This is a genomic window from Arthrobacter sp. UYEF20 (assembly GCF_040546335.1).
GTDB lineage: Bacteria > Actinomycetota > Actinomycetes > Actinomycetales > Micrococcaceae > Arthrobacter.
Map to the genome: position 1 here is coordinate 67910 of NZ_JBEPNP010000003.1, position 26554 is coordinate 94463.

Annotated in this window: 20 protein-coding genes and 2 pseudogenes; 7 read left to right on the plus strand and 15 right to left on the minus strand. The window is 65.6% G+C overall.

The window, feature by feature from the left end:
- Positions 1 to 103 precede the first annotated feature (103 nt).
- The 10 genes from ABIB26_RS04460 to ABIB26_RS04505 all read right to left on the minus strand — a co-directional run bounded on the left by ABIB26_RS04460 (position 104) and on the right by ABIB26_RS04505 (position 13311).
- On the minus strand, positions 104 to 1516 hold the full coding sequence (locus ABIB26_RS04460) for a flavin monoamine oxidase family protein (protein ID WP_354239969.1): 1413 nt from the start codon (positions 1514 to 1516) through the stop codon (positions 104 to 106).
- Between the two features lie 8 nt (positions 1517 to 1524).
- Positions 1525 to 2967: an APC family permease gene (locus ABIB26_RS04465; protein WP_354239971.1), complete on the minus strand. Its 1443-nt coding sequence runs from the start codon at positions 2965 to 2967 to the stop codon at positions 1525 to 1527.
- A 5-nt stretch (positions 2968 to 2972) separates the two neighbouring features.
- The gene (locus ABIB26_RS04470) at positions 2973 to 4538 is read right to left on the minus strand and encodes an APC family permease (protein WP_354239973.1); all 1566 of its coding nucleotides are present in this window, start codon (positions 4536 to 4538) and stop codon (positions 2973 to 2975) included.
- Positions 4516 to 5964 carry an aminobutyraldehyde dehydrogenase gene (locus tag ABIB26_RS04475; RefSeq protein ID WP_354239975.1) on the minus strand — a complete coding sequence of 483 codons (1449 nt, stop codon included), beginning with the start codon at positions 5962 to 5964 and terminating at the stop codon, positions 4516 to 4518. Before ABIB26_RS04475 ends, ABIB26_RS04470 begins: the two co-directional genes overlap by 23 nt.
- Before the next feature lie 115 nt (positions 5965 to 6079).
- Complete coding sequence (locus tag ABIB26_RS04480) at positions 6080 to 6805, minus strand: PDC sensor domain-containing protein (RefSeq protein ID WP_354239977.1); 726 nt, start codon at positions 6803 to 6805, stop codon at positions 6080 to 6082.
- A 28-nt stretch (positions 6806 to 6833) separates the two neighbouring features.
- A complete protein-coding gene (locus ABIB26_RS04485) occupies positions 6834 to 7589 on the minus strand; it encodes a FadR/GntR family transcriptional regulator (RefSeq protein WP_354239979.1) in 756 nt (251 codons plus the stop codon).
- A 771-nt stretch (positions 7590 to 8360) separates the two neighbouring features.
- Positions 8361 to 9197, minus strand: a complete 837-nt coding sequence (locus tag ABIB26_RS04490) for an FUSC family protein (protein WP_354239980.1) — start codon at positions 9195 to 9197, stop codon at positions 8361 to 8363.
- A gap of 277 nt (positions 9198 to 9474) precedes the next feature.
- Positions 9475 to 10677, minus strand: a complete 1203-nt coding sequence (locus ABIB26_RS04495; RefSeq protein ID WP_354239982.1) for an acyl-CoA dehydrogenase family protein — start codon at positions 10675 to 10677, stop codon at positions 9475 to 9477.
- On the minus strand, positions 10674 to 11918 hold the full coding sequence (locus tag ABIB26_RS04500; protein WP_354239984.1) for a CaiB/BaiF CoA transferase family protein: 1245 nt from the start codon (positions 11916 to 11918) through the stop codon (positions 10674 to 10676). Before ABIB26_RS04500 ends, ABIB26_RS04495 begins: the two co-directional genes overlap by 4 nt.
- A 34-nt stretch (positions 11919 to 11952) precedes the next feature.
- Positions 11953 to 13311 (minus strand): aminotransferase class III-fold pyridoxal phosphate-dependent enzyme, encoded by a 1359-nt coding sequence (locus ABIB26_RS04505; protein WP_354239986.1) that lies wholly within the window; start codon positions 13309 to 13311, stop codon positions 11953 to 11955.
- A gap of 126 nt (positions 13312 to 13437) precedes the next feature.
- Here ABIB26_RS04505 and ABIB26_RS04510 point away from each other — a divergent pair, with 126 nt between their 5' ends.
- The 5 genes from ABIB26_RS04510 to ABIB26_RS04530 all read left to right on the plus strand — a co-directional run bounded on the left by ABIB26_RS04510 (position 13438) and on the right by ABIB26_RS04530 (position 20306).
- A complete protein-coding gene (locus ABIB26_RS04510) occupies positions 13438 to 14877 on the plus strand; it encodes a helix-turn-helix domain-containing protein (RefSeq protein ID WP_354239987.1) in 1440 nt (479 codons plus the stop codon).
- A gap of 163 nt (positions 14878 to 15040) precedes the next feature.
- A complete protein-coding gene (locus ABIB26_RS04515; RefSeq protein ID WP_502913622.1) occupies positions 15041 to 16195 on the plus strand; it encodes an alcohol dehydrogenase catalytic domain-containing protein in 1155 nt (384 codons plus the stop codon).
- Between the two features lie 31 nt (positions 16196 to 16226).
- Positions 16227 to 17708, plus strand: coding sequence for a flavin-containing monooxygenase (locus tag ABIB26_RS04520; RefSeq protein ID WP_354239989.1), 1482 nt, complete (start codon positions 16227 to 16229; stop codon positions 17706 to 17708).
- Positions 17705 to 18658, plus strand: coding sequence for an alpha/beta hydrolase (locus ABIB26_RS04525; RefSeq protein WP_354239991.1), 954 nt, complete (start codon positions 17705 to 17707; stop codon positions 18656 to 18658). The genes ABIB26_RS04520 and ABIB26_RS04525 overlap by 4 nt, the downstream gene beginning before the upstream one ends.
- A gap of 142 nt (positions 18659 to 18800) precedes the next feature.
- Positions 18801 to 20306 carry an NAD-dependent succinate-semialdehyde dehydrogenase gene (locus ABIB26_RS04530; protein WP_354239993.1) on the plus strand — a complete coding sequence of 502 codons (1506 nt, stop codon included), beginning with the start codon at positions 18801 to 18803 and terminating at the stop codon, positions 20304 to 20306.
- 195 nt (positions 20307 to 20501) lie between these two features.
- Here ABIB26_RS04530 and ABIB26_RS04535 read toward each other — a convergent pair.
- Together ABIB26_RS04535 and ABIB26_RS04540 are read right to left on the minus strand one after the other, a co-directional pair.
- A pseudogene (locus tag ABIB26_RS04535) lies at positions 20502 to 21461 on the minus strand (FAD-dependent monooxygenase); the annotation flags it as partial.
- 570 nt (positions 21462 to 22031) lie between these two features.
- Positions 22032 to 22532: pseudogene (locus ABIB26_RS04540) on the minus strand (transposase); the annotation flags it as partial.
- Between the two features lie 623 nt (positions 22533 to 23155).
- On the opposite strand from ABIB26_RS04540, the gene ABIB26_RS04545 reads away from it, so the two are divergent.
- Positions 23156 to 23611: an SRPBCC family protein gene (locus ABIB26_RS04545; RefSeq protein ID WP_354239995.1), complete on the plus strand. Its 456-nt coding sequence runs from the start codon at positions 23156 to 23158 to the stop codon at positions 23609 to 23611.
- 277 nt (positions 23612 to 23888) lie between these two features.
- Here ABIB26_RS04545 and ABIB26_RS04550 read toward each other — a convergent pair whose 3' ends face one another.
- Complete coding sequence (locus ABIB26_RS04550; protein ID WP_354239997.1) at positions 23889 to 24401, minus strand: VOC family protein; 513 nt, start codon at positions 24399 to 24401, stop codon at positions 23889 to 23891.
- Between the two features lie 74 nt (positions 24402 to 24475).
- Here ABIB26_RS04550 and ABIB26_RS04555 point away from each other — a divergent pair, with 74 nt between their 5' ends.
- Positions 24476 to 25312 carry an AraC family transcriptional regulator gene (locus tag ABIB26_RS04555; RefSeq protein WP_354239999.1) on the plus strand — a complete coding sequence of 279 codons (837 nt, stop codon included), beginning with the start codon at positions 24476 to 24478 and terminating at the stop codon, positions 25310 to 25312.
- A 1-nt stretch (position 25313) separates the two neighbouring features.
- Here ABIB26_RS04555 and ABIB26_RS04560 read toward each other — a convergent pair whose 3' ends face one another.
- Both ABIB26_RS04560 and ABIB26_RS04565 read right to left on the minus strand, forming a co-directional pair.
- On the minus strand, positions 25314 to 25646 hold the full coding sequence (locus tag ABIB26_RS04560) for a TfoX/Sxy family protein (protein ID WP_354240001.1): 333 nt from the start codon (positions 25644 to 25646) through the stop codon (positions 25314 to 25316).
- A gap of 104 nt (positions 25647 to 25750) precedes the next feature.
- Positions 25751 to 26530: a carbon-nitrogen hydrolase family protein gene (locus ABIB26_RS04565; RefSeq protein WP_354240003.1), complete on the minus strand. Its 780-nt coding sequence runs from the start codon at positions 26528 to 26530 to the stop codon at positions 25751 to 25753.
- Positions 26531 to 26554 lie beyond the last annotated feature (24 nt).

Consider the following 26554-nt stretch of genomic DNA (forward strand, 5'->3'; position numbering starts at 1 on the left):
CGAAGCGGATGGCAGAACCAGCACCTCTTCCGGCGGGTCCGGTGGTCCGGACCCGCCGGTTTTCCTTACTGGCTCTTAGCGGTCGGCTGTGAACCCTCGTCGGTCAACTTGCGGCGTATCTCGGCATCGACTCTGTGTCTCGAGCCACGATCTTCCCCGCGGTACCGCGGCCCATGCGTACGGCCCCGTCCACGTGCTGGTAGCCCTCTGCGGCTAGGTCGGAGGAGGCCCAATAGATCGGTCCCACGGGAGTCAGCTGGTCCGCGCCATACCGGTGCAGTCCGCCCAGGTCAAAGCTGGAAGCATAGGCGCCGCGGGTCCATTCCTCCGATCCCCAGTCGGATTCGTAGTACACCACCGGCTCCAGCGCCTTCGGACCTAGCGACTTTGCGAAGTCTTCCAGGATCACCTGGCGTCGCTCATCGGCGCCGAGCGCGAACATGGCGTCTGCTTTCTCATCCGGCACGAAGGCAACCAACGTCCCACGTGGGTCCTCGTGGTTGGTGTTGTCGTAAATTTCCTGCACGGTCAGGTCCGGGCTGAAGCAGGTGCCGGATAGTCCTTCTTCCCGCCAGAACGGTGTGTCATAGACGGCATGGACCTTGATGACCAGGCCTAGGGACTGGTGTTGGTGCATCTGGTGCTGCCGGCGCGGCAGCGGCGGATCGAAGCAAACCCGGGAATAGAGGTTGGGCGGAACGGCCATGATGGCGTACTTTGCCCGGACCGTCGCTTTCTCGGACACGGCGGTCACGCCACTGCCATCCTTCCCCTGCCCCCATTGCAGGGTGCGGACCGGGGAGCCCAGTACGACGTCGGTGCCCAGTTTTGCGGCGATCGTTTTGGAGAGCCGCTGCATGCCGCCCACCACCCGCTTGTCCAGAAGCAGGTCTTCGTCAACCAGGTTGGAGAACGAGCCGGCGGATGCCGCCATCAGGATGGCCTGCAGTGCGGAGAAGGAGTGGGCGGGCTTAGTCAGCATGCCGCCGGCGAGGAAGTGGCCGATGTTGGCGCAGGCTTCCTCGTCCGTGGAATGCTGGCGCAGCCAGTGGTGCAGGGAGATGGTGTCCAAGTCCCGGGCTCTGGGGTGTGCCCAGGGCTCGGTGGAGCCGATGTCGGCCGCGAGTTCGTCGAGGATGTCGATCAGGCGCTGGATCTCCCGTCCTGTCTCCTCCGGCACCGGGAACATGTCCCCTGCGTACTCGGTCCGTTCGCCTTTCGGTGAGACATATACGGATTTTCCCTCGCGGTACCGGCTGAAGGTTTCCAGTCCGAGCTCGTCGAGCATGGACTTCAGCGCATCCTGGTCCGGGGAGATCCACTGGCCGCCGATCTCCAGCGAGGCGCCGTCTATGGTGTCCGTCCACGTCCGGCCGCCCACACGGTCGCGGGCTTCCAGGACGGCGACAGTCAGGCCGGCGGCCTTGAGATCGCGGGCCGCCGTCAGCCCCGTGACGCCGGCGCCGATGATTACTACGTCGCGGTCAAGAGTGTTCACTGTTTCCTCGAAATTCATGGTCTTGTTCATTCCTTGTCGTGGACATGGGTGGTCACGGCGCCGGCCAGGACCGGAGCTTCGCCGCTGGGGTGACCGTCGTCGGGCTGACCGTTGACCTCATCGTCTGGGGGCCCTTCTTCGAGTACAAAGTCGGAGACCTTCCGGCGGAAACCCTTGGTGATGACAGCGAGGTACACCACTCCGGCCACGGTCCAGATAAGGCCAAAAATGAGGGCGTCCGGGTGCAGGAAAGCCCACAACACTCCGGTCATGGCCGCACCGATCAGGGGAAGCACCAGATAGTGGAAGACGTCCCTCGGTGTCCGGTAACGCTTCTTGCGGACCACGAAGTAGGCGATGACGGACAGGTTTACAAACGTGAATGCAACCAGCGCGCCGAAGTTGATCATGGATGCCACCAGTTCAAGCGACGGCGTGATCGCCAGCAGTGAAACCACCCCCACCAGGACCACAGGAAACACCGGCGTGCGGAATTTCGGGTGGACATACGCGAAGAGCTTGGCGGGGCGCAGCACTCCGTTGCGTCCCATCACGAACAGCAAGCGGGAAACGCTGGCGTGTGAAGAGAGACCCGAAGCGATGGTGGCTGCGAACGCTCCGGCCAGGAAAAGCAGCTGGAAGACCTGCCCGCCCACGTAGAGCGCCATTTCCGGCAGCGTGTCATCGGTGACCTCGAAATGGTCCACCGTGGGGAACACTGACTGGCCAAACCAGGCCGCAAGGAAGAAAATACCGCCACCAATCCCCAAAGTGAGCAGGATGGCCCGCGGCATGGTCTTCGGGTTCCTGGCCTCCTCGGTGTACATGGTGATGGCATCGAAACCGATGAAGGAGAAGCACACCACGGTGGCCCCGGTGAGGATTGCCGCTGCTTCGATGCTCTCGTTGAACAGGGGCGCTGTGGAAAACGCGGTGCCCTGCCCCATGCCGTTGCCCAGCTGGACGGTGGCCAGGACAATGAACGCGACGATCAGCGCGATCTCGAAGATTACCAGCAGGGAGGTGGCCTTGGCCGTTGAGGTCATGCTGCGCAGGTTGATGCCGGTGATCAGGGCGACATACAGCACCACCCAGATCCAGCCGGGCGCTTCCGGGAAGAGTGCCTCCATGTAAATGCGGATCAGCAGCGCATTGACTACCGGTAGCAGAAGGTAATCCAGCAGCGCCGCCCAGCCCACGATGAACCCAAGCCCGGGGTGCATGGTCTCACGGGTGTAGGTGTACGCCGAACCGGCAGCAGGGAAGACCCCAACCATTTTTCCGTAGCTGAGTGCGGTGAAGAACATCACCACCATGGCCACCAGGTAAGCCAACGGGACCAGCCCGCCGGTTTCCATCGAGACAATGCCAAATGTGTCAAAGACGACCGTAGGGGTCATGTAGCCAAGGCCCAGGCCAACAATGGCCCACATGCCCAGGGAACGCTTGAGCCTCTTTTGCGGTGCCATGAAGCTCACTTCCTCAGGGGGGATTCGACGTCCCCCGGTGCGGTTGCGCCCTGGTGTTTCCGCAACAACGCGGCAATCTCCACGGCGTCACCGCTGGGGGCAGTTGATTTGGCATCGGGGCGGGCCAGGAGCAGATAGAGCAGACCGGTTCCGCTGACGATTGCCAGACCGATCAGGACGGTCCAGTCAGCCAGGAAATCACCGGTGCTGCCGGGCAGGGCCAGCAGGACCATGGCAAAAATGCCGTAAGCCAGCGCGGCCACGTTGATCACGAAGCCTGCCGCGCCGAGACTGAACGGCCCGGCCGGGCGCCAGCCCTTCATCCGCTGCCGCAGTGCTGCCAGCACCACGGACTGGAACGCGACGTAGATGCCGAGGACCGCAAAGGAGGTGACCTGGGTCAGGAGTCCGTCCGGGCCCAGATAGATGATGACGCACAGCGCTAGCGGGATACTGCATGCCACGATCAGGGCATTGGTGGGAACCTTGGCCGCTCCGGAGACCTGGGACAGCCACCGGTGTCCGGGCATCATTCCGTCACGGGCGAAGGAAAAAATGAGCCGGCTGGCCGCGGCCTGGAGGCTCAGGACGCAGGACAGGAACGCGGTGAGCGCGATGACCAGGAAGAACTTGGCGCCGATCGGCCCCAGGGTCGATTCGAGGATGGCGGGGATGGGGTCCGCGTCATCTCCGTTGACGATTTCCTGCAGGTTTGGTGCCGCCAGCACGTAGCCACAGAAGGAGAACAGCGCCGAGACGCCCCCAACGACGATGGTCATCATCATGGCCCGAGGAATGCGCCGGGCCGCGTCGGTAACTTCCTCGGCAACGTCGCCACAGGCCTCGAACCCGTAGAACAGGAACAGGCCCGCCAGGGCGGCACCCATAAAAGCGGCGGCGTATGGCTGATCCCCCTGGACTCCCATGGAGTCGAAGAAGATGCCGAATTCCTGCTTGCGCTGGAAGATCAGCAGGTACAGCCCGACGGCGATGACGCCCACGAGTTCCGCGGCCAGACCGATCCGGGCTACCCTGCCCAGGGTCCTGGTTCCGGTGAAGTTCAGGGCAAGCGCCACAACCAGCAGAACGACGGAGAGCCACAACGTGGCCTCCCGCGTCAGTTCGAAGTTAAAGAGGCTCGCCAGGAATCCGCTGCCGAACTGTGCGACCGAGGTGATGGTGACGATCATGGCCCAGATGTAGATCCAGGCGGCCATCCAGGCGTACCGCCGGCCCCACAGCCGCCGGGTCCACGGATAGATGCCGCCGTGGATGGGGTACTGCGAGACGACCTCGCCGAACACCAGGGCCACCAGCATCTGCCCGGCGCCGACAATGAGGATCCAGAACACCGACGGCGGTCCGCCGCTGGACATGGCGATCGCGAAGAGTGAGTAGACGCCCACCAGCGGTGAAAGGTAGGTGAATCCGAGGGCGAAGTTGGACCACAGGGACATGGACCGTTCGAAGGTGTCCTGATACCCCAGGACGGCGAGGTGTTCGCCGTCGCCGATGTCCTTGCCCGGGGGTACCACCGGGGTCTGCGCGTTACCCACGGCTATCGGGACCAATGTAGCTCATGACGTGCTTGATCCGGGTGTAGTCCTCCAGGCCGTACATGGAGAGATCCTTGCCGTAGCCGGACTGCTTGAAACCGCCGTGTGGCATCTCGGCGACAAGCGGGATGTGGGTGTTGATCCAGACGCAGCCGAAGTCCAGCTTCTTGGCGAACTGCATGGCACGGGTGTGGTTCTGGGTCCAAACAGAGGAGGCCAGCCCGTAGTCCACGTCGTTGGCCATCTTTAGCGCCTCGGCGTCGGTGGAGAATTTCTGGACGGTCACGATCGGTCCGAAGACCTCTTCCTGCACCAGTTCGTCGTCCTGATTCAGGCCGGACACCACTGTGGCTTCGTGGAAGTAGCCCACGGTACCGTGCCGCTTACCACCGGTTTCGACGACGGCGTGATCGGGCAGGCGCTTGACGAACCCGGTGACCCGTTTGAGGTGTTCGGCGCTGCTGAGCGCTCCGAAGAGGATGCCTTCTTCGTTCGGGGTGCCGGTCTTGGCGTTCGTCTGGACTTCGGCGGTGAAGGCGGCAACGAATTCGTCGTGGATGCTCTCGTGCACCAGCAGGCGGGTGGCTGCCGTGCAGTCCTGGCCTGCGTTGTAGAACGACGCCGGAACGATGCCTTCGACCGCAGAGGCGATGTCGGCGTCGCTGAAGACGATGACGGGGGCCTTGCCCCCAAGCTCGAGGTGTACGCGCTTGACGTCGGCGGCAGCGGCTCCGGCCACCTCCATGCCGGCGCGGACGGATCCGGTAATGGACACCATGCCCGGAACCTTGTCCGCCACCAGGGCGCGGCCGGTGTTCCGGTCACCCAGGATCACGTTGAAGGCGCCGGCGGGGAGGAATTCGCTGGCCAATTCGGCGAACAGCAGGGTGGAGCTGGGGGTGGAATCCGACGGTTTGAGGACCACGGTGTTGCCCGCGGCCAGCGCCGGGATGACCTTCCACGTGGCCATCATCAGCGGATAGTTCCACGGGGCAACCTGCCCGATCACGCCGATGGGCTCACGGCGGATGGAGGAGCTGTGGTCCGCCAGATACTCCGCCGTAGCCCGTCCCTCCAACGTCCTGGCGGCACCGGCGAAAAAGCGGATCTGGTCCACCAAGACATCGATTTCGTCCGAGACGATTCCCCCGCGGGGCTTGCCGGTGTCGGCGCATTCAAGGTCGGCGAGATCCTCGGCACGGGTCTCCACCGCGGCGGCAATGCGAAGCAGCGCCCGCTGACGCTCCGCCGGCGTGGTCTCGCCCCAGGTTTCGAAGGCGGCCGAGGCGGCCGCATACGCTGCGGCTACGTCCGACTCATTGGAAATGGGGGTTCTAGCGATGACCTCTTCGGTGGCCGGGTTGATGATGTCCAGCCTTTCCGTAGAGGAAGACTCGACGTATCGGCCGTCGACAAAGTTGTGTAGCTCGCGCACACTCATGGGTTTCCCTTCCAAAGACAACAATCAGGACAGCGGCCTTACGGCCCGCTCCGTGACGCGGTTCACAGCGCCTAAGTGAGACTACACCTGATTCATATGGAATGGGATGTTTAATTTAAATGTCTTCTCCCATGAGCAGATTCAGCTCCGTGCCAGGGCAGGTGACGGTGTGCCATCCTTGGCTTGCGGCGTTAGCATCGGACACGACGGAACCGACCCGGAGGGTCGGGGAAACCGACAAAATGACCCGGCCGCTGCTGCTGACGAGCGCGATCGCCGTTTCCGTCGCACGAAGCAGCGGCAGCACTTCGGGCTCTAACCGCCTGACCAGGATGTCCGCCCCGACAACTCCCCGCATGGACTCGCCGACGCCCACGGGAACCGTGAGGGTCAGGATGTAGTCGCAGGTGCACAGGTGGTCGACGTAGGGGCCGGTGATGTGGCGGGCCTTGGTGGTTTCGGGGACCTGATACCACTCAAAGGCCCTGAAGTCCCGCAGGTATTGCGCATATTCGCGCGATGCCAGGTCCAGCCGGCTGGGTTTCGTAGTGGTGCCCAGCAGGGGATTGTCCGAGAGCGGGCCGAGCCACCAGGCAAAATGCAGCGCCTTGCTGAGGTCCGTTTCCGGAGCTGCGATGAAGCCTGCCCCGATCATGAGTGGATCAGCCGCAGTCAGCTCTGGCTCCACCAGGGAGTACACAAGCGAGTCGATCCGGGCGGTGGCGTTGTCTGCCCCCGCGTTCTCCACCGCGGTGCGCCAGCTGTCCAAGATGGTGAAGACGCCGGTGAAAAGAGCGCCGATGGCGGCGGAGCATTCCCTCCCGCGTTCAGCGTCTGGCACGTTGTCCCTTATGCGCATGGCCATGCTCTCATTGCTCAATTCTTTCTTTTGCTGCCAACAACCAACTCGACAGTTCGCTCAGCTGACCCCGCACCAGCGCGCGGGCCTGCTCTGGGTCATGGGCGGAAATCGCATCCGCGATCTTCGCGTTCTGCCCGACAATGTTTCGGCGCAACGCTTCGTCGGCCATGCCGAGCCACAGCAGGGAACCAAATTCGGCCTGCAGGCGGATCTGTTCACGGACAAGGCGCGACGACTGGCTAATGACGGCGATTTCCAGGTAGAAACCCCCTGCGTTCCGGGCAGCGTCGCTAACCTTGGAGAAGTCGGCATTGTCCAGCCATATGCGGAGTCGGGCAGCTTCCTCGTCCGATGCCAACTCCGCGGCCCGTTCGGTACAGCCGGCGCTCAGCACCCCGAAGTAGACGGCGCTGTCTTCGATATCGACTCGGGCCAGGCCGCGCAGCCGGGCCCAGAGCAGTGCTTCCGGCGCCCGGGACACAGGAAGAACGAAGCTGCCGCCCTCGCGGCCGCGGCGCGTTTCCACCAATCCGGCGTCCCGCATGGAGCTCAGTGCTTCCCTGGCTGTTACCAGGGCGACACCGAACCGCTGCGCCAGTTCGGCTTCACTGGGCAATCGGTCCCCCGGCGTGAGGACGCCGAGGAGGATCGCATCGATCAGCCGTTGGGCGACCTGCTCTGAACGGCCGGCGCCGGACAGCTGGGCAAAAACCGCCGCCCGAGCTCCCCGGAAGGATGGCTGCGGGGCCGATTCTGAGGTCACAGTCCGGCCCCGCGGCTAGGTGGCGGGATCTGCGCGCAATCGTGTGGCCTGTCATCCATAGCGCCACTGTATCTTTCAGTTCGGGCCTTAGCGCAAAATCCTGCGGGTCCATCGCCGTCGCCCTTACCTAGCGGCAGCAGCCTGACTTGCCAGTCAACCGTACAAAGAAAGACGCGAGTCTTGACGTTCTGCACGGTGACGGGTTTAACAGGGTTGCATACGCTCAGTGGACGTTCTGTTCCACCACCAGAAATTGCCCGGTCACCTGCTACTTCGGCCGGAGTGATGAAAGAAGAAGCTGCCATGCAACTCCAGACAAACCGTCCGCACGGGCCGACTATCACCACCATAACCGGCCACCATGCGCCCACCAGCGGTTGGTGGCGGCCCGATGACGACGTGGAGCCATTCCGCTACCTCCAACAGGGGGAAATCATGCCCTCTCTCGGAGGCTCGCAGACACTGTGGATCCTCGTTCTTGAACTCGATCCCTCCCGCAGAGTCCACTACCGAGACCAGCAGCGCAAAGACACAGCTATTTCGTCATTCGACCCATCGATCGCACTCCCCCCGAGAGGACACTAAGGCCATGAAGCGCAAAAGTCTGGTACAAAGCAACAACAACCGGCGGCTCGTATCACTTGAGCCCGGCAGCGGGCAGCATTCGCTCACCGGTGCGCAACAGTCCATGTGGGCAGGGCCCACTCCCGGTCAGGGCAACGCCGATCAGCCTCGTACCCAGTCGTCGCTGACGACGACGGCGCTCGGCACTCAGAACTCGAGGGAATGAATCACTGACGTGGCAGATCCGCCACGTCGGGAGGCTACCAGGATGATCACCCCTATCGTCGCACCTACCAGCGTCTCTACCGCGCGTTCGGAGATGAGCGCGTAAGGATCCGCAGGGGCGGCAAGCTGCGTCGCCAGAACTATTACTGGAGTGAAAGACACCATGGCCAGGCCATAGTGGCGCGTCATGAAAAGTTCCGTGGTGAACTGCAAGAGAATCACGACGACTACCAGCGCAGGCGCATCCTGCGGGGCGTGCAGCTGCCAGGGCGCCGGCTGCAGGAGGACAGCGACGATGCCAAGACCAAGGAACGTTCCCACAACGCGGTGGATTCCGCGATAGATGCCGCCCGCCAGATCGGCCGCGGCAAGCGGTACCGCTGCCGCCGCCATTGCCCAGTGCGGGTAGGCGCTTCCGCTGAGCACGCCAGCGGCACCAGCCGTGCCGACAGCAAGGACGTAGCGTCCCGCCTGAAGTCCCGCGCTCTGCCTCCGCAGCCCTCCAAGGAACGCTGCGTTTCTGGTGGCCCCGGGCTGCCAAACCCTGCGCCGCATCCAGCCGAAAAAGCCGATCACAATCGCAAAGGCGCCGGAACCCACCGCGATGAGAACAGCAGTGAACCAGGGAACTGCGACCGGGATCGAGGCGCATGCCCCGAGGGCGAGGAGCCCGAAGAAGGGCCCGCTCGGTCTGAAATTCAGTCTGTCCGCGACGACCGAACCCAGTCCCGCCAGCAGGGTTTCGATGCCCACGAGCCACCAGGAGTGGAGCCCGTTTATCGAAAGTCCGGTTCCGACTGCGACGCCGGTTACCAGCATGCCAGCGGCTCCCAGTTGGTGCCCGAGCCGGAGTTGGTGCGGCTCCGTCCTCCCGTACATCCCCGTCAGCGCACCAATGAGGGCGTAGAGCGTTAGCTCCGGGTGCCCGATCACCAGTAGAGCAACCGACGGACCCGCCACACTGAGGGAGACCCGCAAGGCTGACAAGTGGTCCCTGCTGGGGGGCTCGAAGCTGTGGAGGGTCCGGAGGTGATGCCTCACCACCCGAGGAACAGGGCGATCCGTGACGTGGCCCGGACATCATCGGCCGCGGCGCTCACCGGAAGGCTCCCACGCCCGTTAGCTTCTGACCAAGGATGAGGGTGTGGATTTCGTCGGTGCCTTCGTAGGTGCGCACTGATTCGAGGTTGTTGGCGTGGCGCAGCGGTGAGTGTTCGAGGGTGATCCCGTTGCCGCCAAGGATCGTCCGGGCCTCACGGCAGATGTCGATCGCTTCGCGGCAGTTGTTGAGCTTGCCCACGCTGATCTGGTGGGGCTGCAGTTTGCCGGCGTCCTTGAGCCGGCCAAGGTGCAGGGCCAGGAGAAATCCCTTGTTGATCTCCAGCGCCATGTTCACGAGCTTCTGCTGGGTGAGCTGGTATCCGGCGAGCGGGCGGCCGAACTGAAGGCGCTCCTTGGAGTAGGCGAGAGCGTCCTCGAAGGCGTCGCGTGCTGCGCCCATGGTGCCCCAGGCAATGCCATATCGTGCCTCGTTCAGGCAGGAGAACGGGCCCTTGAGGCCAGCGACGTTGGGAAGGACTGCCTCAGCGGGGAGGCGCAAGTTCTCCAGCGATATTTCGCACTGGACCGAGGCGCGCATCGAGAGTTTCGGCTCGATCGGCGTGGCCGTGAAGCCGGGAGTGCCGGTGGGCACAACGAAGCCACGCACGCCGGTGTCCGTCTGGGCCCAAATCACGGCTACGTGGGCAACGTTGGCGAGTCCGATCCAGCGCTTGGTGCCGTTCAGGACCCAGTCCCGGCCGTCCCGGCGGGCGAAGGTGGTCATCGCAGAAGGGTCTGATCCCGCGGTGGGCTCGGTGAGGCCGAAGCATCCGATCGCCTCCCCGGCCGCCATGGGAGGCAGCCACTCCTGTTTCTGCTCCTCGGAGCCGTGCTTGGAGATGGCGGACATGGCGAGAGACCCTTGGACCGACACGAAGGTGCGGATGCCGGAGTCGCCGGCTTCAAGTTCCGCGGCGGCGAGGCCGTACTCCACCGCTGTTCCGCCGGCGCAGCCGTAGCCCTTCAGATGCATGCCGAGCAGACCGAGTTTGGCAAGTTCCGGCACGATTTCGAGCGGGAACCGGGCCTCCTCATACCACTTGGCGATGTTCGGCTTGATGTCCTCCCGCACGAACGTCCGGACCCGGTTGCGCAGGGCGAGCTCCTCGGTGCTGAGGAGGGAGTCGAAGGAGATGAGGTCCGAAGGGTCCACGGCAGCGGCTGCCTCGCGGTCGGCTGAAATTAGGGCAAGGCTCATGATGTGGTCCTTCCGGGGCCTGAATGGGAATGGGGATGCGCCGGGCTTTGAGGCGTGTCCGAAGCGCTGTCGGTCCTGGACCGCCGGAGCCAGTCCACGACGTCCTCGGTGTGCTCCCCGAGCGCCGGTGGTGCCTGGGTCCGCGGCGGCAGCGGCGGCGTCCAGGTGATGGGGTGGCGGACTTGGCGTCCGACGACGGCGCCGCCGTCGTCGTGCACTGGAATGGTCGGCGCCAGACCCAGGGACTCCGCGTAAGCGATGCCCTCCCCGATGCTGGCCACACGCCCGGCGGGAACCCCAACAGCGGCCAGGCTGTCCTGCCACGACTCCGCCCCTGCCTCTGCCAGCCCGGACTCAAGCAGCGGGACGAGGTCGCGGCGGTGCCTGACCCTGGCCGAGTTGGTCTCAAAACGCGGGTCCACAGCGAGCTCCGGCGCCCCGATGGCCGTACAAAGCCGGACAAACTGCGCGTCGTTGCCCACGGCTACGGCCAGGGGGGCGTCGGCTGTGGCGAGGAGCTGGTAGGGCACGATGGAGGGGTGGTCGTTGCCCATCCGCCTGGGCACGACACCTGCCCCCAGGTACGCCTGTCCCTGGTTGGCGAGTGCGCCCTGGAGGCTTGACAGCAGGTTGACCTCGATCCGGCGGCCCCAGCCCGAGGAAGCCCGCGCGGAAAGGGCTGCGAGGATGCCGATCGTGGCGTCTTTCGCCGTCAGGACATCGACCAGGGCGACCCCCACCTTGCAGGGCTCACCCTCCGGGTCGCCGGTGATGCTCATGAGCCCGCCGAGCGCCTGGACGATGAAGTCGTACCCGGGGAGGTCCCGGCCGCCGGCAGAGCCGAAACCGGAGATCGACGCGTACACCAGCCCCGGGTTCTCCTCCGCGAGGGATTCGTACCCGAGCCCGAGTGCGGCAAGCCCGCCCGGCTTGAAGTTCTCGACCAGCACGTCCGCGCGGCGCGCGAGTTCCCGGGCAAGTTCCAGGTCGCCGGGATCTGTCAGGTCCAGGGTGATGGATTCCTTGTTCCGGTTGACGCTCTCGAAGTACGTGGGCCCGGTCTTGGACGACGGCGGAGCCCATTGGCGGGTGTCGTCCCCGGTTCCCGGCCGTTCAACCTTGATCACGCGGGCGCCGAGATCGGCCAGGGTCATGGTGGCCAGCGGGCCGGCGAGCACGCGGGAAAAGTCCGCGACCAGGATGCCCGCCAGCGGCGCCCCGGTTTCCGGTCCCGACGTCATCGCTGGCCCCGGGCGGGCCGCCTTCGCGGAACGCTCACGAAAGCACCAAGCGAATGGATGCCTCCAGCACAGCCAGGCCCTCGTCAAGGACGTCGGCCTCGATCACCAGCGGGGGAAGCAGGCGGATCACGTTTCCGTCGGTACCGCAGGTGAGGGTGAGGACGCCGTGGGCGTTGGCTGCCCTGGCGGCGGCGGTGGCGAGGTCCCCGCGGGGGCCTGAGCTGTCGCGGAACTCGATCGCCATCATGGCGCCCCGTCCGCGGACATCCGTGACGCCGTCCAGTTCCAGAAGCGGCTCCAAGCGCTCCCGCACCGCGGTTTCGATGCGGACGGCGTTGTCGAGGAGTGTGTCGTCCTCCAGCAGCTCAAAGACGGCCAGTGCTGCCTCGCAGGCCACCGGGTTGCCGGCGTAGGTCCCGCCCAGGCCGCCCGGGTGGACGGCGTTCATAAGCTCGGCCCGGCCGGTGGCGGCCGAGAGCGGCAGGCCCGCGCCGAGTGCCTTGGCAGTCAGCGTGATGTCGCCGGCAATGCCCTCGTGCTCGGAAGCGAACAGCTTGCCCGTGCGGCCCATGCCGGCCTGGATCTCGTCGATGACCAGAACGATTCCGTGCCGCGTCGCGATCTCGCGCAGCCCTTTGAGGAACCCGGGGGCCTGGACGATAAATCCACCCTCGCCCTGGATCGGCTCGATGACCATCGCTGCGAAGGTCTCCGGTCCGTTCATGGCCAGCAGGGCCTCAATCCGCCCGAGGGCCTGCGCCGGCCCGTCCGGGGAGGTGTGCGCCGGCGCCGTCGGACCCCGGAAGACGGACCCGGCGAGGGGTCCGAAGTTGAGCTTGTACGGGTTTTCCTTCGCCGTCATGGCCATGGTGAGCAGTGTGCGTCCGTGGTAGGCCTCATCGAAGACGAGGATGTTCGGGCGACGGGTTGCGGCCCGTGCTACCTTGATCGCGTTTTCGACAGCCTCGGCACCGGTGGTGAAGAGGGCGGTCCGCTTCTCGAAGTCTCCGGGGGTGTGCTCATTGAGCCACCGGCAGACCTCGACGAAGGACGAATATTCGGTGACCATGAAGCAGGTGTGCGTGAAGCGCTCGAGCTGGGCTGCTGCTCGTTTGGCCACCTTCGGGTTGGCCGCGCCGACACTGGTCACGGCGATGCCCGAGGCGAAGTCGATCAAGTGGTTGCCGTCAACGTCGACGAGCAGCGTGCCCTGCGCGTGGTCGATAAACACGGGCATGGTGATGCCGAAGGCATCGGTGACGTGGCGGCGACGTTCGGCCTCCAGTTCACGGGAGCGCGGACCGGGAAGCTCCGTGAGCAGCCGGCGGGCAATCGCTGTGACGTTAGCCGGATCGGTGGCCCGGCTCAGGGCGGTCTCTGGTGTGACGGTCAAGTAGTCCTCCTGGTGTAGTTGGACTCCACGATAAGGACGTCGCCGCCACCTGTCTTTGGATGATTTATCCCTCCAGAGGAGAGCGGGGGCCCGATTGCACAAAGATCCGTACCCTATGATTTAGGCATGATCTCCCTCGCGCGGCTCGTCGAGGCCGCGAAGCCTGACCTGGTGCCTTACTGGCCGGTCCCGCTCCCCCTCGTCGAGCTCACCGGCGTTCACGTGTCCGAGCTTGAGGATCCCACCGTGTTCCTATACGGCGGCGAGCTCCTCCTGACCGTGGGGCTGCAGCTCAGCGGCCTGGACGGGGACGCCCGGGCGAACGCGGCCCGGGACTACGTGCAACGGCTCGTCGACGGCGGAGTGGCGGCGCTGGGTCTGGGACTGGGCTCAGGCCATGCAATGGTGCCCGACGAGCTGCGCGCGGCCTGTATGGAAGCGGGTCTTCCGCTGCTGACGGTCCCCCGGGAATCACCCTTCCTGGCCGTCTCGCGGGCCTACTGGGAACTGGTCAGGCAGGGCGGCGAGGCTGAACTGACGGCACTGCTGGGACTTCAGGTGGCGTTGACACGCGCCGCCGCGGAGCGGGACGCAGAGCCCGAGATTGTCCGTGAACTCTCCCGCGCCCTCGGCACCTGGGTTGCCTATTTACCGGAAGGTGACAGGACGCCGTCGTCGGCCGCCAATGACGGTGAACTGCCGGCCGGGCTGCTGGCGGAATTGGTCCGCGAAGCCGGCAGACTGCGGAACGCACGCCGAGGGGCGACGGGCAACATCCAACTCGCGTCCGGTACCGCCTCCCTCTATCCGGTATCCGACGGCGGGGCGACGTCCGGTTACCTGGCGCTGGGTCGAAGCGGGCAGCTCGGCGCCGCAGAACGCCACCTGTTCCTGACCGCGTCCACGCTCCTCGCCGCCAGGGCCGCAGGACAACGCCGCGCGGCAGCCGAACGGCGCCGCGCAGAAGGAATGCTCGCGGCGCTCGTTTTGGAGGGACATGACGATGCCGCGCGGCTCCTCGCCAAGCAGATGGAGTCCGATCCGCTGCCCGAGACAGCCTTCGTCGCGGTGCTCCCGGACCTTGAAGAGCTGGCCACGCAGCCTCAACCGGACGGACTCGTGCTCGAACGCTCCGGGGTCATGTTTGTTCTTCAGGCAGCAACCGGCCCCGCACCGAAGCTGCCCAAAGGGTGCCGCGGCGCGTGGGGCGGTCCGATGCCGCTGCGGCGCCTGCACGAGATCGGTGCCCAGATCGCCGAGATCGCGGCCTCGGCCCCTCCCGGACAGCTCATCCGGGTGGGCCATGGCCTTGATCTGCCGGCCGACGAGTGGGTGGACGAGCTCATGGCACACCCCGGCCACCTCCTCGAAACGGTGCGCGCGTACCTGGCCCACCGCGGGCAGTGGGAGGCCGCCGGCCGCGAACTTGGCGTGCACCGGAACTCGGTGCGCTACCGGATTGCCCAGGCGAAGGAACTTCTGGGCGTCGACCTGGATGACCCCGACGTGGCGGCCCAGCTGTGGCTGGCGCTCCGGGGCCGGACCCAGACGCCCAGCAAGGAATAGCAGGGTGGGCCCCTGTGGCGGGCGGCCGGCCGACTTTTAGATAAACAGTACAAACAAAAGCCCAACCCGCGACAGTCTGCACCGTGACTGGCGTTGCAGGGTTGCCTACTCTCAATGAACAGTCCGTTAGCTGCACAGCTTCCGCATCATTGAGAGGACGATCGTGACGATCGAAGACACGCATCCAGCCACGAAGACAGCCGGCCGCACCAGAACCATCCGCGGCGCGGTCCTCGAAGCCATCGGCGCGGACCGGCCCTTTGCGGACACGCTTCCGCTCCGCGTGCAGGACCTTGAACTGGACGCCCCGGGCGCGGGTGAGGTCCTGGTCCGCATCGAGGCCGCCGGGGTGTGCCATTCCGACCTGTCCGTGGTGAACGGAAACCGTCCCCGGCCGGTTCCGATGCTGCTCGGTCATGAAGCCGCCGGAATCGTCGAGGAACTCGGTGCCGGGGTTGACGATATTTCCCTGGGCCAGCGGGTCGTGATGACTTTCCTCCCCCGCTGTGGCGAGTGCGCCGGATGCCACTCGAACGGCAAGACACCGTGCACACAGGGCAGCGCCTCCAACGCGGAAGGCACGCTGCTTGGCGGCGGCCGGCGGCTCTCCAGAGACGGCGAGGCTGTGCACCACCACGTCGGCGTCTCCGCTTTCGCCACGCACGCAGTGGTCTCCCGCCGTTCCGTGGTTCCCGTCGGCGCCGATGTGCCGTCGCATGTCGCAGCACTGCTCGGCTGTGCCCTGCTCACCGGCGGCGGAGCCATTCTCAACGTCGCCAAGCCCGGGCCCAGCGCCCGGGTGGCCGTCGTCGGGCTCGGCGGGGTGGGCATGGCCGCGCTCATCACGGCCAAGGCCACCGGCGTCGAATGCGTGGTCGGTATCGACACGCTGCCGGCCAAGCTGGAAGCCGCCATGCGGCTGGGCGCCACTGACGCCATGACCTCCGCGGTGGCACTGGAAACCGGCGAGAAGTTCGACGCTGTCATTGAAGCCGCCGGACACCCCCGTGCACTGGAAGCCGCCATCGCGCTGACCAAGCCCGGCGGCATCACCGTGACGGTCGGCCTGCCGGCCCCGGGCCAGCCTGCCTCAATCGACCCGCTCGCCCTGACGGCTGAGGGGCGCTCCATTGTCGGCAGCTACCTCGGCTCGGCCGTCCCGGAACACGACATCCCGATCTACGAGCAGATGTGGCGCTCCGGCCAGCTGGCCGTTGAGGGCCTTGTCTCGGACACCATCCCGCTCGAAGAGATCAACCGGGCCATGGACACGCTCGACGGCGGCCTCGCGCTGCGCCAAATCATCGCCTTTTCCTGAACCAGCTTTCATTCCCTGAGGAGAGAACATTATGACCAACGACCACATTTACAGTGCCATCGTCATCGGCGCCGGCTTCGGCGGCCTGGGCCAGGGAGCCCAGTTCGTGCAGGAAGGCGTCGAGGATTTCCTGATCCTTGAGCGCGGCAACGACGTCGGAGGTGTCTGGCGCGAGAACACGTACCCTGGCGCCGCCTGTGACACCCAGGCCCTCGTGTACTGCTACAGCTACTTCCTCAACCTCAAAGTCACCCGGCTGTTCGCAGGCCAGGAGGAACTGCAGGATTACCTGCGTTCCATGGTGGAGGAATTCGGTCTCGGCAAGCACATCCGCTTCGGACAGAACATCACCGCCACCGAATGGGACCAGAACCGCTGCCTCTGGACCGTGCACACCGCGGACGGCTCCCATTTCCTGGCCCGGTCCGTCGTCGCGGCCTGGGGCCAGCTGAATGAGCCCAACATCCCGGACTTCCCGGGCATCGAGTCCTTCGAGGGAGAGGTGTTCCACTCCTCCACCTGGCGCCACGACCTGGACCTGACCGGCAAGCGCGTGGCCTCCATCGGCTCCGCGGCCACCGCCGTGCAGCACGTGCCCGAGGTGGCCAAGATCGCAGCCAACCTCACCGTGTTCCAGCGTTCGGCCAACTACATCCTCCCCCGCGACCAGTACATCTTCACGGAGGAGGAAACCGCAGCGTTCCTGGCGGACCCGGAGCTGTACCGGGCGAAGCGCCAGGAAATCCACGACTTCCGCGAAGCCGGATTCGAACGCACCCGCCGCCACTCGGCAGCGTCCGAGGAAGGCGTCCAGCAGGCCCGCGAGCACCTCGAGAGCCAGGTGGCCGACCCGGAACTGCGGGTCAAGCTCACACCCGACTACGACTTCGGCTGCAAGCGCATCCTCCGCAGCGATGATTTCTATCCGGCACTGAACCGCGAGAACGTGGAGCTGGTGACCGAGAAGATCGCCGAATTCACGCCCCGCGGCATCCGCACGGCAGACGGCGTCGAGCACGAATTCGATGTGATCGTCTACGCCACCGGTTTCAAGAGCCACGCCTTCCAGGGCTCCATGCGCGTTGCAGGACGCGACGGACTCGGCCTGGACGAACGGTGGGGCAACGCCCCGGAGGCATACCTCGGCATCACCGTCGACAACTTCCCGAACCTCTTTATGGTCTACGGACCGAACACCAACCTGAACCACAACTCGGTGGTGTCCATGCTCGAAGCCCAGCACCGCTACATCGCGCAGGCCGTTGAGTACATCGCCGCCGGCGAGAAGACGGTCCTGGAGGTTGACCGCGGCGTGCTGGACCAATTCAACACCCACGTCCAGGAAGAACTCGACAAGTCTGCCTTCTCGTCCGAGTGCTCCTCCTGGTATAAGAACGAGGACGGCCGCGTGATCAACAACTGGTCCGGGACCGTCAACGAGTACCGCGCCCACACGCAGGAACTCCAGCTCGAGGACTACCTCCAGCTGGCCGAGACCGCTCCGGGCAAGTGACCGGCGCGGATCCGTTCAGTGGCAGGCCCGTAGCCGGGGACGCAGCAGCTGTCCTGGCAGGGTTCCGGGCCTCCGGCGGACGCCCGTTCCACACCTATCCCGTGGACGAGGTCCGTGACCTGTACGAGCGCGGCTGTGCCTCAAACGGCCTCAAAGCCGATCCGCTCACCTCGGTTTCGGACTTCGGGGTGCAGGACTTCGGCGCCCGCGTCTATGAGCCGCGATCCTCCGGGGGCCCCACCGCCGTCGTACTGTTCTTCCACGGCGGCGGATGGGTCATGGGTAGCCTCTCCACCCACGACGGGCTGTGCCGGCGGCTGGCTTCCCTCACGGGACTGCCGGTCGTGGCCGTGGACTACCGGCTCGCCCCGGAGCACCAATACCCCGCGGCAATCGAGGACAGCCGGGCTGCGCTGGACTGGCTGTTCACGGCCGGTCCGGTGCACGGCCTGGACGTCACCACGGCCGTACTGGTCGGTGACAGCGCAGGCGGGCAGCTGGCCGCGGTGCTGGCCATCGAAAACGCGAAAAGCGCTCATCCGGTGCCGATCGCGGCGCAGGTCCTCATCTACCCGATGGTCGACCTGACCATGTCGGCGCCGTCGTACACCCGCGTCACCGAGGGCTTCCCCCTGGTGGCCGACACCATCGGCTGGTTCGCGGACCAGTACCTGCCGGAGGGAACCGACCGGGCATGCCCGGACATCAGCCCCGCCCTGGCGGAGCTCCCCTCCCGGCTTCCGCCGGCCTACGTCATCACAGTGGACAACGACCCGCTGGTTGACGAGGGGGCCACCTATGCCGCGGCCCTGGCCCAGGCCGGAACCGAGGTTCAGTATCAGCACCTCCCCGGGTACGCCCACGGACTCCTCACCTCCGCCGGGCGGATCCCACGCGGCGAACAAACAGTCGACGATATCGCCGGCTTCATCAGGAGCCGCGCCACCTGACCGAAGTGTCCTCCGCCCGCAGGACCGGCGCGGCCAGCCGGGCCGGCGCTGGGGTCCATTGAGCTGATCAATCGAAGAATGGTGATGGCCTGGCAATTTTTTGACGGGCCATCACCATCAATCACATTTTTAGGAAAGCCTTATGACTACCTCCCTCGTAGGTTCGCCTGCCATCTCACCCGAGCGTGAGGCTGCGCTTCTTGCTTCCGTCCCGACCGGCCTGCTGATCGGCGGGCAGTGGCGCGACGCGTCCGACGGCGGCACGTTCGACGTGCACGATCCCGCCACCGGGGACGTGCTCGCCACCCTGGCCTCCGCCACCAGTGACGACGCCCTGGCCGCCCTCGATTCTGCCGCCGCGGCCCAGGCGTCCTGGGCCCGGACCGCGCCCCGGGAACGGGCCGAGATCCTGCGCCGTGCCTTTGACCTGGTCACCGGACGCGCCGAGGACTTTGCGCTGCTGATGACCCTGGAGATGGGTAAGCCGCTGGCCGAGGCCCGCGGCGAAGTCACCTACGGCGCGGAGTTCCTGCGCTGGTTCTCTGAGGAAACAGTCCGTGACTACGGCCGCTACCTGACCACCCCTGAGGGCAAGAACAAGATCCTGGTCCAGAAGAAGCCGGTGGGCCCGTGCCTGCTGATCACCCCGTGGAACTTCCCGCTGGCCATGGCTGCCCGCAAAGTGGCCCCGGCAGTGGCCGCAGGATGCACCATGGTGCTAAAACCCGCGAAACTCACCCCGCTGACGGCGCAACTGTTCACGCAGACCATGCTGGACGCCGGGCTGCCCGCGGGCGTGCTGAACGTGGTGTCCTCCGCCAGCGCCTCCGGCATCTCCGGGCCGCTGCTGCAGGATTCCAGGCTCCGCAAGGTCTCCTTCACCGGATCCACCCCGGTTGGCAAGCGGCTTATGGCCGACGCCGCGCAGAATGTGCTGCGGACCTCCATGGAACTCGGCGGCAACGCCCCGTTCATCGTGTTCGCGGACGCGGACCTGGACAAGGCCGTCGACGGGGCCATGGCAGCCAAGATGCGGAACATGGGCGAGGCCTGCACCGCCGCCAACCGCTTCCTGGTCCAGGAATCCGTGGCTGCGGAGTTCACCGGCAAGTTCGCCGCGGCGATGGGTGCGCTGGCCACCGGCCGCGGCACCGAACCGGGCACCCAGGTGGGCCCGCTGATCGACGCCGGCGCCCGCGACGACGTGCACGCGCTGGTCAGCGCCGCCGTCGACGCCGGCGCAACGGCAGTCACCGGCGGCAGGGCCGTGGAGGGTCCCGGCTACTTCTATCAGCCCACCGTGCTCGCCAACGTCCCCAACGACGCCGCGATCCTCCGCGAGGAAATCTTCGGCCCCGTCGCCCCCGTCACCACGTTCAGCACCGAGGACGACGCCATCCGCCTCGCCAATGCCACCGAATACGGGCTGGCCTCCTACGTGTACAGCCGCGACTTCAACCGGCTCCTGCGCGTGGCCGAGCAGATCGAATTCGGCATGGTCGGCTTCAACGCCGGCGTCATCTCCAACGCCGCTGCCCCGTTCGGCGGCGTCAAGCACTCCGGACTGGGCCGCGAAGGCGGCGCCGAAGGCATCGCCGAGTACACCACCACCCAGTACATCGGCATCGCAGACCCCTACGCCGGCTGACCGGGCCCGGGCCGCAGCACCGTAGGCCGCGGTGGTGACGCTCCAGCCCGGTTACCCGGTGCCGCACCCCGCTTCGCGCCCCCACAGCCGCGGAATTCCACGGGTGCAGGGTGGTGCGGCCGGAAGTAACTGGGCGGGAGGGTCGCCGACCGTTGGAAGGGCAGCATTTCAGCCGCCCACCCAACGTATCGGTGCCTAGCCTGCGTGGTCCTGGAGCTCGGCGGCCGGCTTGCCCGCCTGCAGGAGGGGTGCGAAGAACGCGCCGAGTTCCGCCGTCGCCGTCAGGGGCAGGACGTTGGCCACGTACTGGTCCGGGCGCACCACCACCACGACGCCGCCGCGGTCCAGGCCGCGCAGCTCGAAGATGTCCGCCGACGGGTCGGTGGCGTAGACCTTCTCGTAGTCCGTGAGCTGGAACGGACCCACGGATGGCTTGAACACGGTCGGCACGGCGCCGATGTCGATGCCCGTGTGGTCCTGCTGGTAGATGACCTTCACGTCAAACCACGCATCGAGGTCCGCCCCTTCGGGGGGCGCGGCAAGCGGCGATTCCGGCGCGTTTGCGATCCACCGGGCGAACCGGTCCGTCGGCGAATCCGTGCCGGGCAGAGCCGGGTCGGCGAAGACGTAGATGCGCCAGCGGCCGTCCGCCGTCGCGTGGTGGCCGAGGTGCATCGGGTTGGTGTCGCCGACCCGCTCAACGGGGGCGGACTTGAAGCGCTTGCCGATGGGGAAGCCGGTGGCGAGGTCCTGGTGGGCTGCCTCGGCGATGAGCATGGACGGGGCGTACTGGGTCATGAACCCGGCCGGGAACTCCGCGGTGCTCACGTAGAAGTCCTCAAGCTCGGAGGGGCTGTTGAACTCCTCCGGCTTCTTCGCCATGAGCGTGGACCACTCCTTGTCGAAGTCGATGAGGTCCTTCGCGATGACCTGGCGCTCGGCCGAATACGTGGACAGCAGGCTTTCCGGGCTGCGGCCCTCCAGCACGTGCCCGAGCTTCCAGCCCAGGTTGAAGCCGTCCTGCATGGAGACGTTCATGCCCTGGCCGGCCTTGGCGCTGTGCGTGTGGCAGGCGTCGCCGGTGATGAACACGCGCGGCGTCCGGGTGCCCTGCTGCTCCGGCAGGACGTCGTCGAACCGGTCGGTGAGGCGGTGCGCCGTCCTTCGATCGGCCCCGCCCGCGGCGGCGCCGATAGGCCCTGCTGGTGCGAAGGTCCCGTACCGCATTGGCGCCGAGGATCAGGCCCCGATATACGGCCTCGTAGAGCGTCTCAACACACACATGCCAATCGATCTTGAGCGGGTAGCAGCGGCGCAGCCAGCGGCTGACTTGTCCCGGCGACCAACGAGCGGCGAGCTTCCCCGCCACCACCTGGTGAAGGGCAGTGTCGCGTTCGAATACCCGTAGCTTCGGGCGGCGACGTTTCAAATGCGCCTGATTGTGGGCAAACCACGGCTGGTAGGTTCCGTCGGGTTTGCGGTTGCGTCCGATCTCCCGATAGACACTCTGGAAGCTCTTGCCAATCCTCAGGGCAATCGATTTCACGGGTTCACCAGAGGCGAGTCCGTCGGATATCTCAATGCGGTCGTCAGAGCCCCGAGAACCCCTGACGGATCAGTTCGAAGTAGCGGCGTTTCACCTACTGCGGCATCTTGTTCGACGCGTATCTGGGCATGCGAGTCCCTCTCTCTGGGATTCGCAACGTTCACTAGAAACCGCCCCCGGTCCAGGGGCCGGTTCTGCCACTCGGTCATTTCAGCGATGACCTTCTCGGTGATCCTCGAGATGGTGTCTTTTGAGACCCTGGCGCCGAACACCTCGCCGAAGTGCGCAGCGATTTCCCCGGTGGTGAGGCCCTTCGCGCTCAGCGACAACACGATCTCGTCGACTCCCGTCAGCCGCCGCTGCCGTTTCTTGACGATCTGCGGGTCGAACGTCGATCCGGTGTCCCGCGGCACGTCGATCTCCACTGGCCCGATCTCCGTCATGACGGTCTTGGTACGGGTGCCGTTGCGGGAATTCCCGCTGCCGCGGCCAGACACGTCGTGTTTGCCGTAGCCGAGGTGCTCATCCATCTCCGCTTCCAGAGCGGTCTCCAGGACGTTCTTCGTCAACCGGTTCAACAGCCCACCCGGGCCGACGAGCTCGATTCCCTGCTCCCTGGCCTGGGCCAGGAGCTGCTGCGCTAACTCTTGCTGATCCATTTCAGTCGCCATGGGATCCATGGTTTCGCTCATGATCAGTCCTCCCCGCCAGGCACCGCCCGGCGTGTCAGGCCAACCCCGGATCCACCGTTATTCAGACACTCCCGCGTTTGCCGCCGGGACTAAAGGTTGGGCTTCCTTACCCTCGCCGTCGGACGTCGGTGCGGTCTCCTTGGCCAGCAGGGCACGCTTCCAGCCTTTAGGTGGCGGCCAGGGCACACCCCAAGCTGCCAACTGCGCGCGACTAAGCTTCCCTGGGGAGTCCTGCCGGCCTCGATATCGTTTTCACTCACCTTAGCGACGCCCTGGTAATGCAGGGAGCGATTGCGACGATCCCGCTGGAGGATGACCGAACGTCAGCTTTGGCTAGTGCAGGCTTCGATGAGAGCGTCCCAGTTCCTTGAAACCGGGACACTCGAAGCCGGGCACTCCCCCGTTGCCCGTATCCGCGGAACGCCACGTAGGGACATTGTGGATTCTACGCATTCGTGAGGGCGAGGACTAGGAGAATTCAGGGACCATGATCGTCCCACCGCGCTGTCCCGCCAGGCCGTGACTAAAGGCAAGCTGCTGACGCTCGCGACGTGACAGGCGGCTGCCAGCCCGATCCGCTTCCCTCAGCGTCCGCAGGATGGCAGAGTTGAATGATGAACGAGGAAACTGGCGGACTGGTCCTGAACCTCGACTGCACGCTCGATGCTCCCCCGGAAGAAGTCTTCAGGATGCTGACGGAATCGACCGAACTGGTGAAGTGGTGGGGTCCGCACGGCTTCACCATCCCTACAGCCGAACTGAACCTCACGGAAGGCGGCCGCTACGGATTCCGCATGACGCCACCGGCCGGCGAACCGTTCCACCTGTCAGGCGAGTTCCTGGAGATCGATCCTCCATGGCGCCTGGTGTACACATTCCGCTGGAAGGAACCGACACCAGACGACCGGGAAACCGTCGTCGACCTCTCACTCGGGAGCACCGGCGAAGCCACGCGCCTGGTGCTCTCGCAGGGACCGTTCCTGACGGAAGAGCGGCTGGCCCTGCACCGCAACGGATGGACCGAGTCGTTCGAGAAATTGCAGGCGGTATTGGGTAGTCGCACTTGAAACCGCGCGGCCCGCGCGCCGATGTATTGTTCACCCAGCCCGGCACACCGGAACGGGACATGTTCCACTTCGCGCCTGGCCGGGTACTGGCGCTCGACGACGGCGGCGCCGGTTTCGGTGCCGCCGCTGACGTCCCGCCGAACAATTGGCAGAGCGTCTTCGGCGGCCGGGCTTGGAGCGCGCGAACCCTGATTCGGCGACGGACAAGGACTGGTATCTGCACGTCTTCTCGGCCGGGAACCACAGGCCGTAGTGCGGCGGCGTGAGATGCGCGGATTCAGCCTTGCTTGGAGGCCCAGTCGGCGACGCGCTGCGTGCTTTCCTCTTCGGAGAGGTCCTCGACGCGGGTCATGATGGACCAGCGCACACCGTAGGGGTCCCGGATGCTGGCGAATCGGTCTCCTGATACGAAGGTGGACAGCGGCTCCCGAACGGTGGCTCCTGACCGCTCGGCGCGCGCAACGATAGCGTCGGCATCGGCGCAGTAGAAGCCGACGGAGTAGCAATCATCGTCGCCGTTCGGCCCCGGGACGAGGTGATAGTCGGGGTTGGGCTCGCCAAGTTGGAGCCGCCCCTGGCCGAAGTCAAGTTCGGCATGGACGACGATTCCGCCGATCTCGGTGACATTTACGGTGCGCGCGCCGAAAACGACTTGGTAGAAGGCGATCGCCTCCTTGGCAGAGGTGATCGCAAGGAACGGCGTGAGGCTCGTAAAGCCGTGCGGGATACCGGATTTCGTATGCTTGCCATCGGCGGCCGCGGCCAGTTCGGTGCTTGTAGTATCAGTCATAGATCTCACGGTACGCACAGGTCCGCTGAGCGGCTTGGAGAATTGCGACAGCCTGGATAAAGGAGTGTCCTCCCATGGTGGGTTCGTTCAAGGGAATCCTCTACCCGGCCCGGCTTCCCACATTTCACCGTGTGCCCGCGCCTGAGTCCGTCACGAACCTGGTGCAGTGGTTTTGGATCCCCGAATGGGACATTGAGCCAGGGCACACATCACGCCAGCACCTGATCGCGTTCCCGACGTCCAACCTTGTGGTCCAGAAGGATCTCGTTGAGTTCGCAGGCCCAACAACCCGTCGAACACATCGCGACCTCACGGGCCGGGGCTGGGCGGTTGGGGCCCTACTACGTCCCGCTCTGGTTCCGCGTTTCACGGATGATCCGGGGAGCCTGCGGGATGCCCAGCTGCCACTACCGCTCGCGGAACTGCATGCCTCAGTGTCGGAGGCGATGAGCGGAACCGATCCACGGGAACGTCGACAACGCGCGGTGGAGGCTTTCACTGGCTGGCTGGTAGCGCAGAGTCCAGAGGTGTCCGAGGAGGGAATTCTTGCCAACGCGATGATGGAGATTATCGGAACACGCACCGACGTGACCCGCGTTGAAGACGTTGCGAGGCGTCTGTTTGTTTCGCAGAGAACCCTTCAACGGGTAGCGAGGAAGTACATCGGCCTGAGCCCGTCCGCGCTCATCCGACGGCGCCGCCTGCAAGAGGCCGCTGACAGGTCACGGACCGACCCAGCGACAGATCTCGCGGCGATAGCTGCCGAACTCGGCTACACGGATCACGCCCATCTGACGAACGACTTCCAAAAGTTCCTAGGATTCACGCCAAGCACGTATCGACGATCAGTCCTCCAGGACCAAGGTGAGAATCATGACGATGCTGGATGGCTGACGAGCGGTCCGCCGTAGGTCAGTGGTGCGCAGACCCCACGAAGTCCATGGCTTCACGGGCCAGGGCCAGCCATGACTCCTCATCGTCGGCCGTGACGGTGAGCCACTCCTTCATCGCACGGCCCTTGCCGGCGTCGAACGGTGCGCCGGCTCCAGACCCGATCAGTGTGTTGACGCGATCATGTGGCAGCTTAACAACAAGCCTGCCTCCGGCGATCATCGCAAAAATCGAGCCGTTGATCTTCAGCGCGGACGAACCGAACCCGCGCCGTCCCGGTTCACCCGGCACCCTGACGCCTGGACTGGCTCTGAATTCGTCGACCAGCGCGTTGAACCGCTCCTCGGGAAGCATGGAAACATCCTCCCTCCCCGGACATCGGGCAACAACCCCGAACCAGGCTGTGCGCTGCCGGGACGCCTGGTCCCGCCGTCGTGCGGTCCGGTGCCTGCTGACGACTACAGCCGCCGTTGCCGGAACATCGGGAACGCCTCCCGCACCCGGGCCACCGTCTCCAGCGAGATGTCCACCGCCCGCACCCCAGGTTCGAGGCCGAGGTCGGCCTCAGTGACCCCCATGGGATCAACCAGAATGCTGCGGCCCACCGAGACCGGCGGCGCCTGGCACACCCCTGCCACGTACACGCTGTTCTCGATGGCGCGCGCCGCGTTCAGCGCCAGCCACTGCTCGGTCTTGTGGGTGCCCGGCACCCAGGACGAGCAGACCAGCAGGACCTGCGCGCCGGCGTCGGCCAGGGACCTGGCCAGTTCCGGGAACCGCAGGTCGTAGCAGGCCATCAGGCCGAAGCGCGCTCCCCCGGAGTCAAAGACCACAGGACTGGTGGACGGGCCCGGCATGATGAACGTCGATTCCCCGAAGCCCTGCGCGTCGAAGAGGTGGATCTTCCGGTAGAAGGCCAGCTGGTTTCCGTCCGGCCCGAAAGCCACCAGGGTGTTGTAGGCCTGGCCCGGCTCCCCGGTCGCTTCCACGACGCCCGCCACCAACGCGATGCGGTGGCGGCGGGCGATGCGGGCGAGTTCCTGGCAGATGGGACCGTCCAGCGGCTCGGCGACCTCCGGGAACGTGGCGTCCACCTTCTTCTTCTCGTAGGTGGCGTATTCCGGGAAGGCGACCAGCGAGGCGCCGTCGAGCGCGGCCGCGGCGGCGAACCGGTCGATCGCGGCAAGGTTGGCCTTGATGTCGGTGCCCGACTCCAGTTGCCCGAGCGCTATCCTCACGGTTGTTCCTCCCCTTTGATCAGG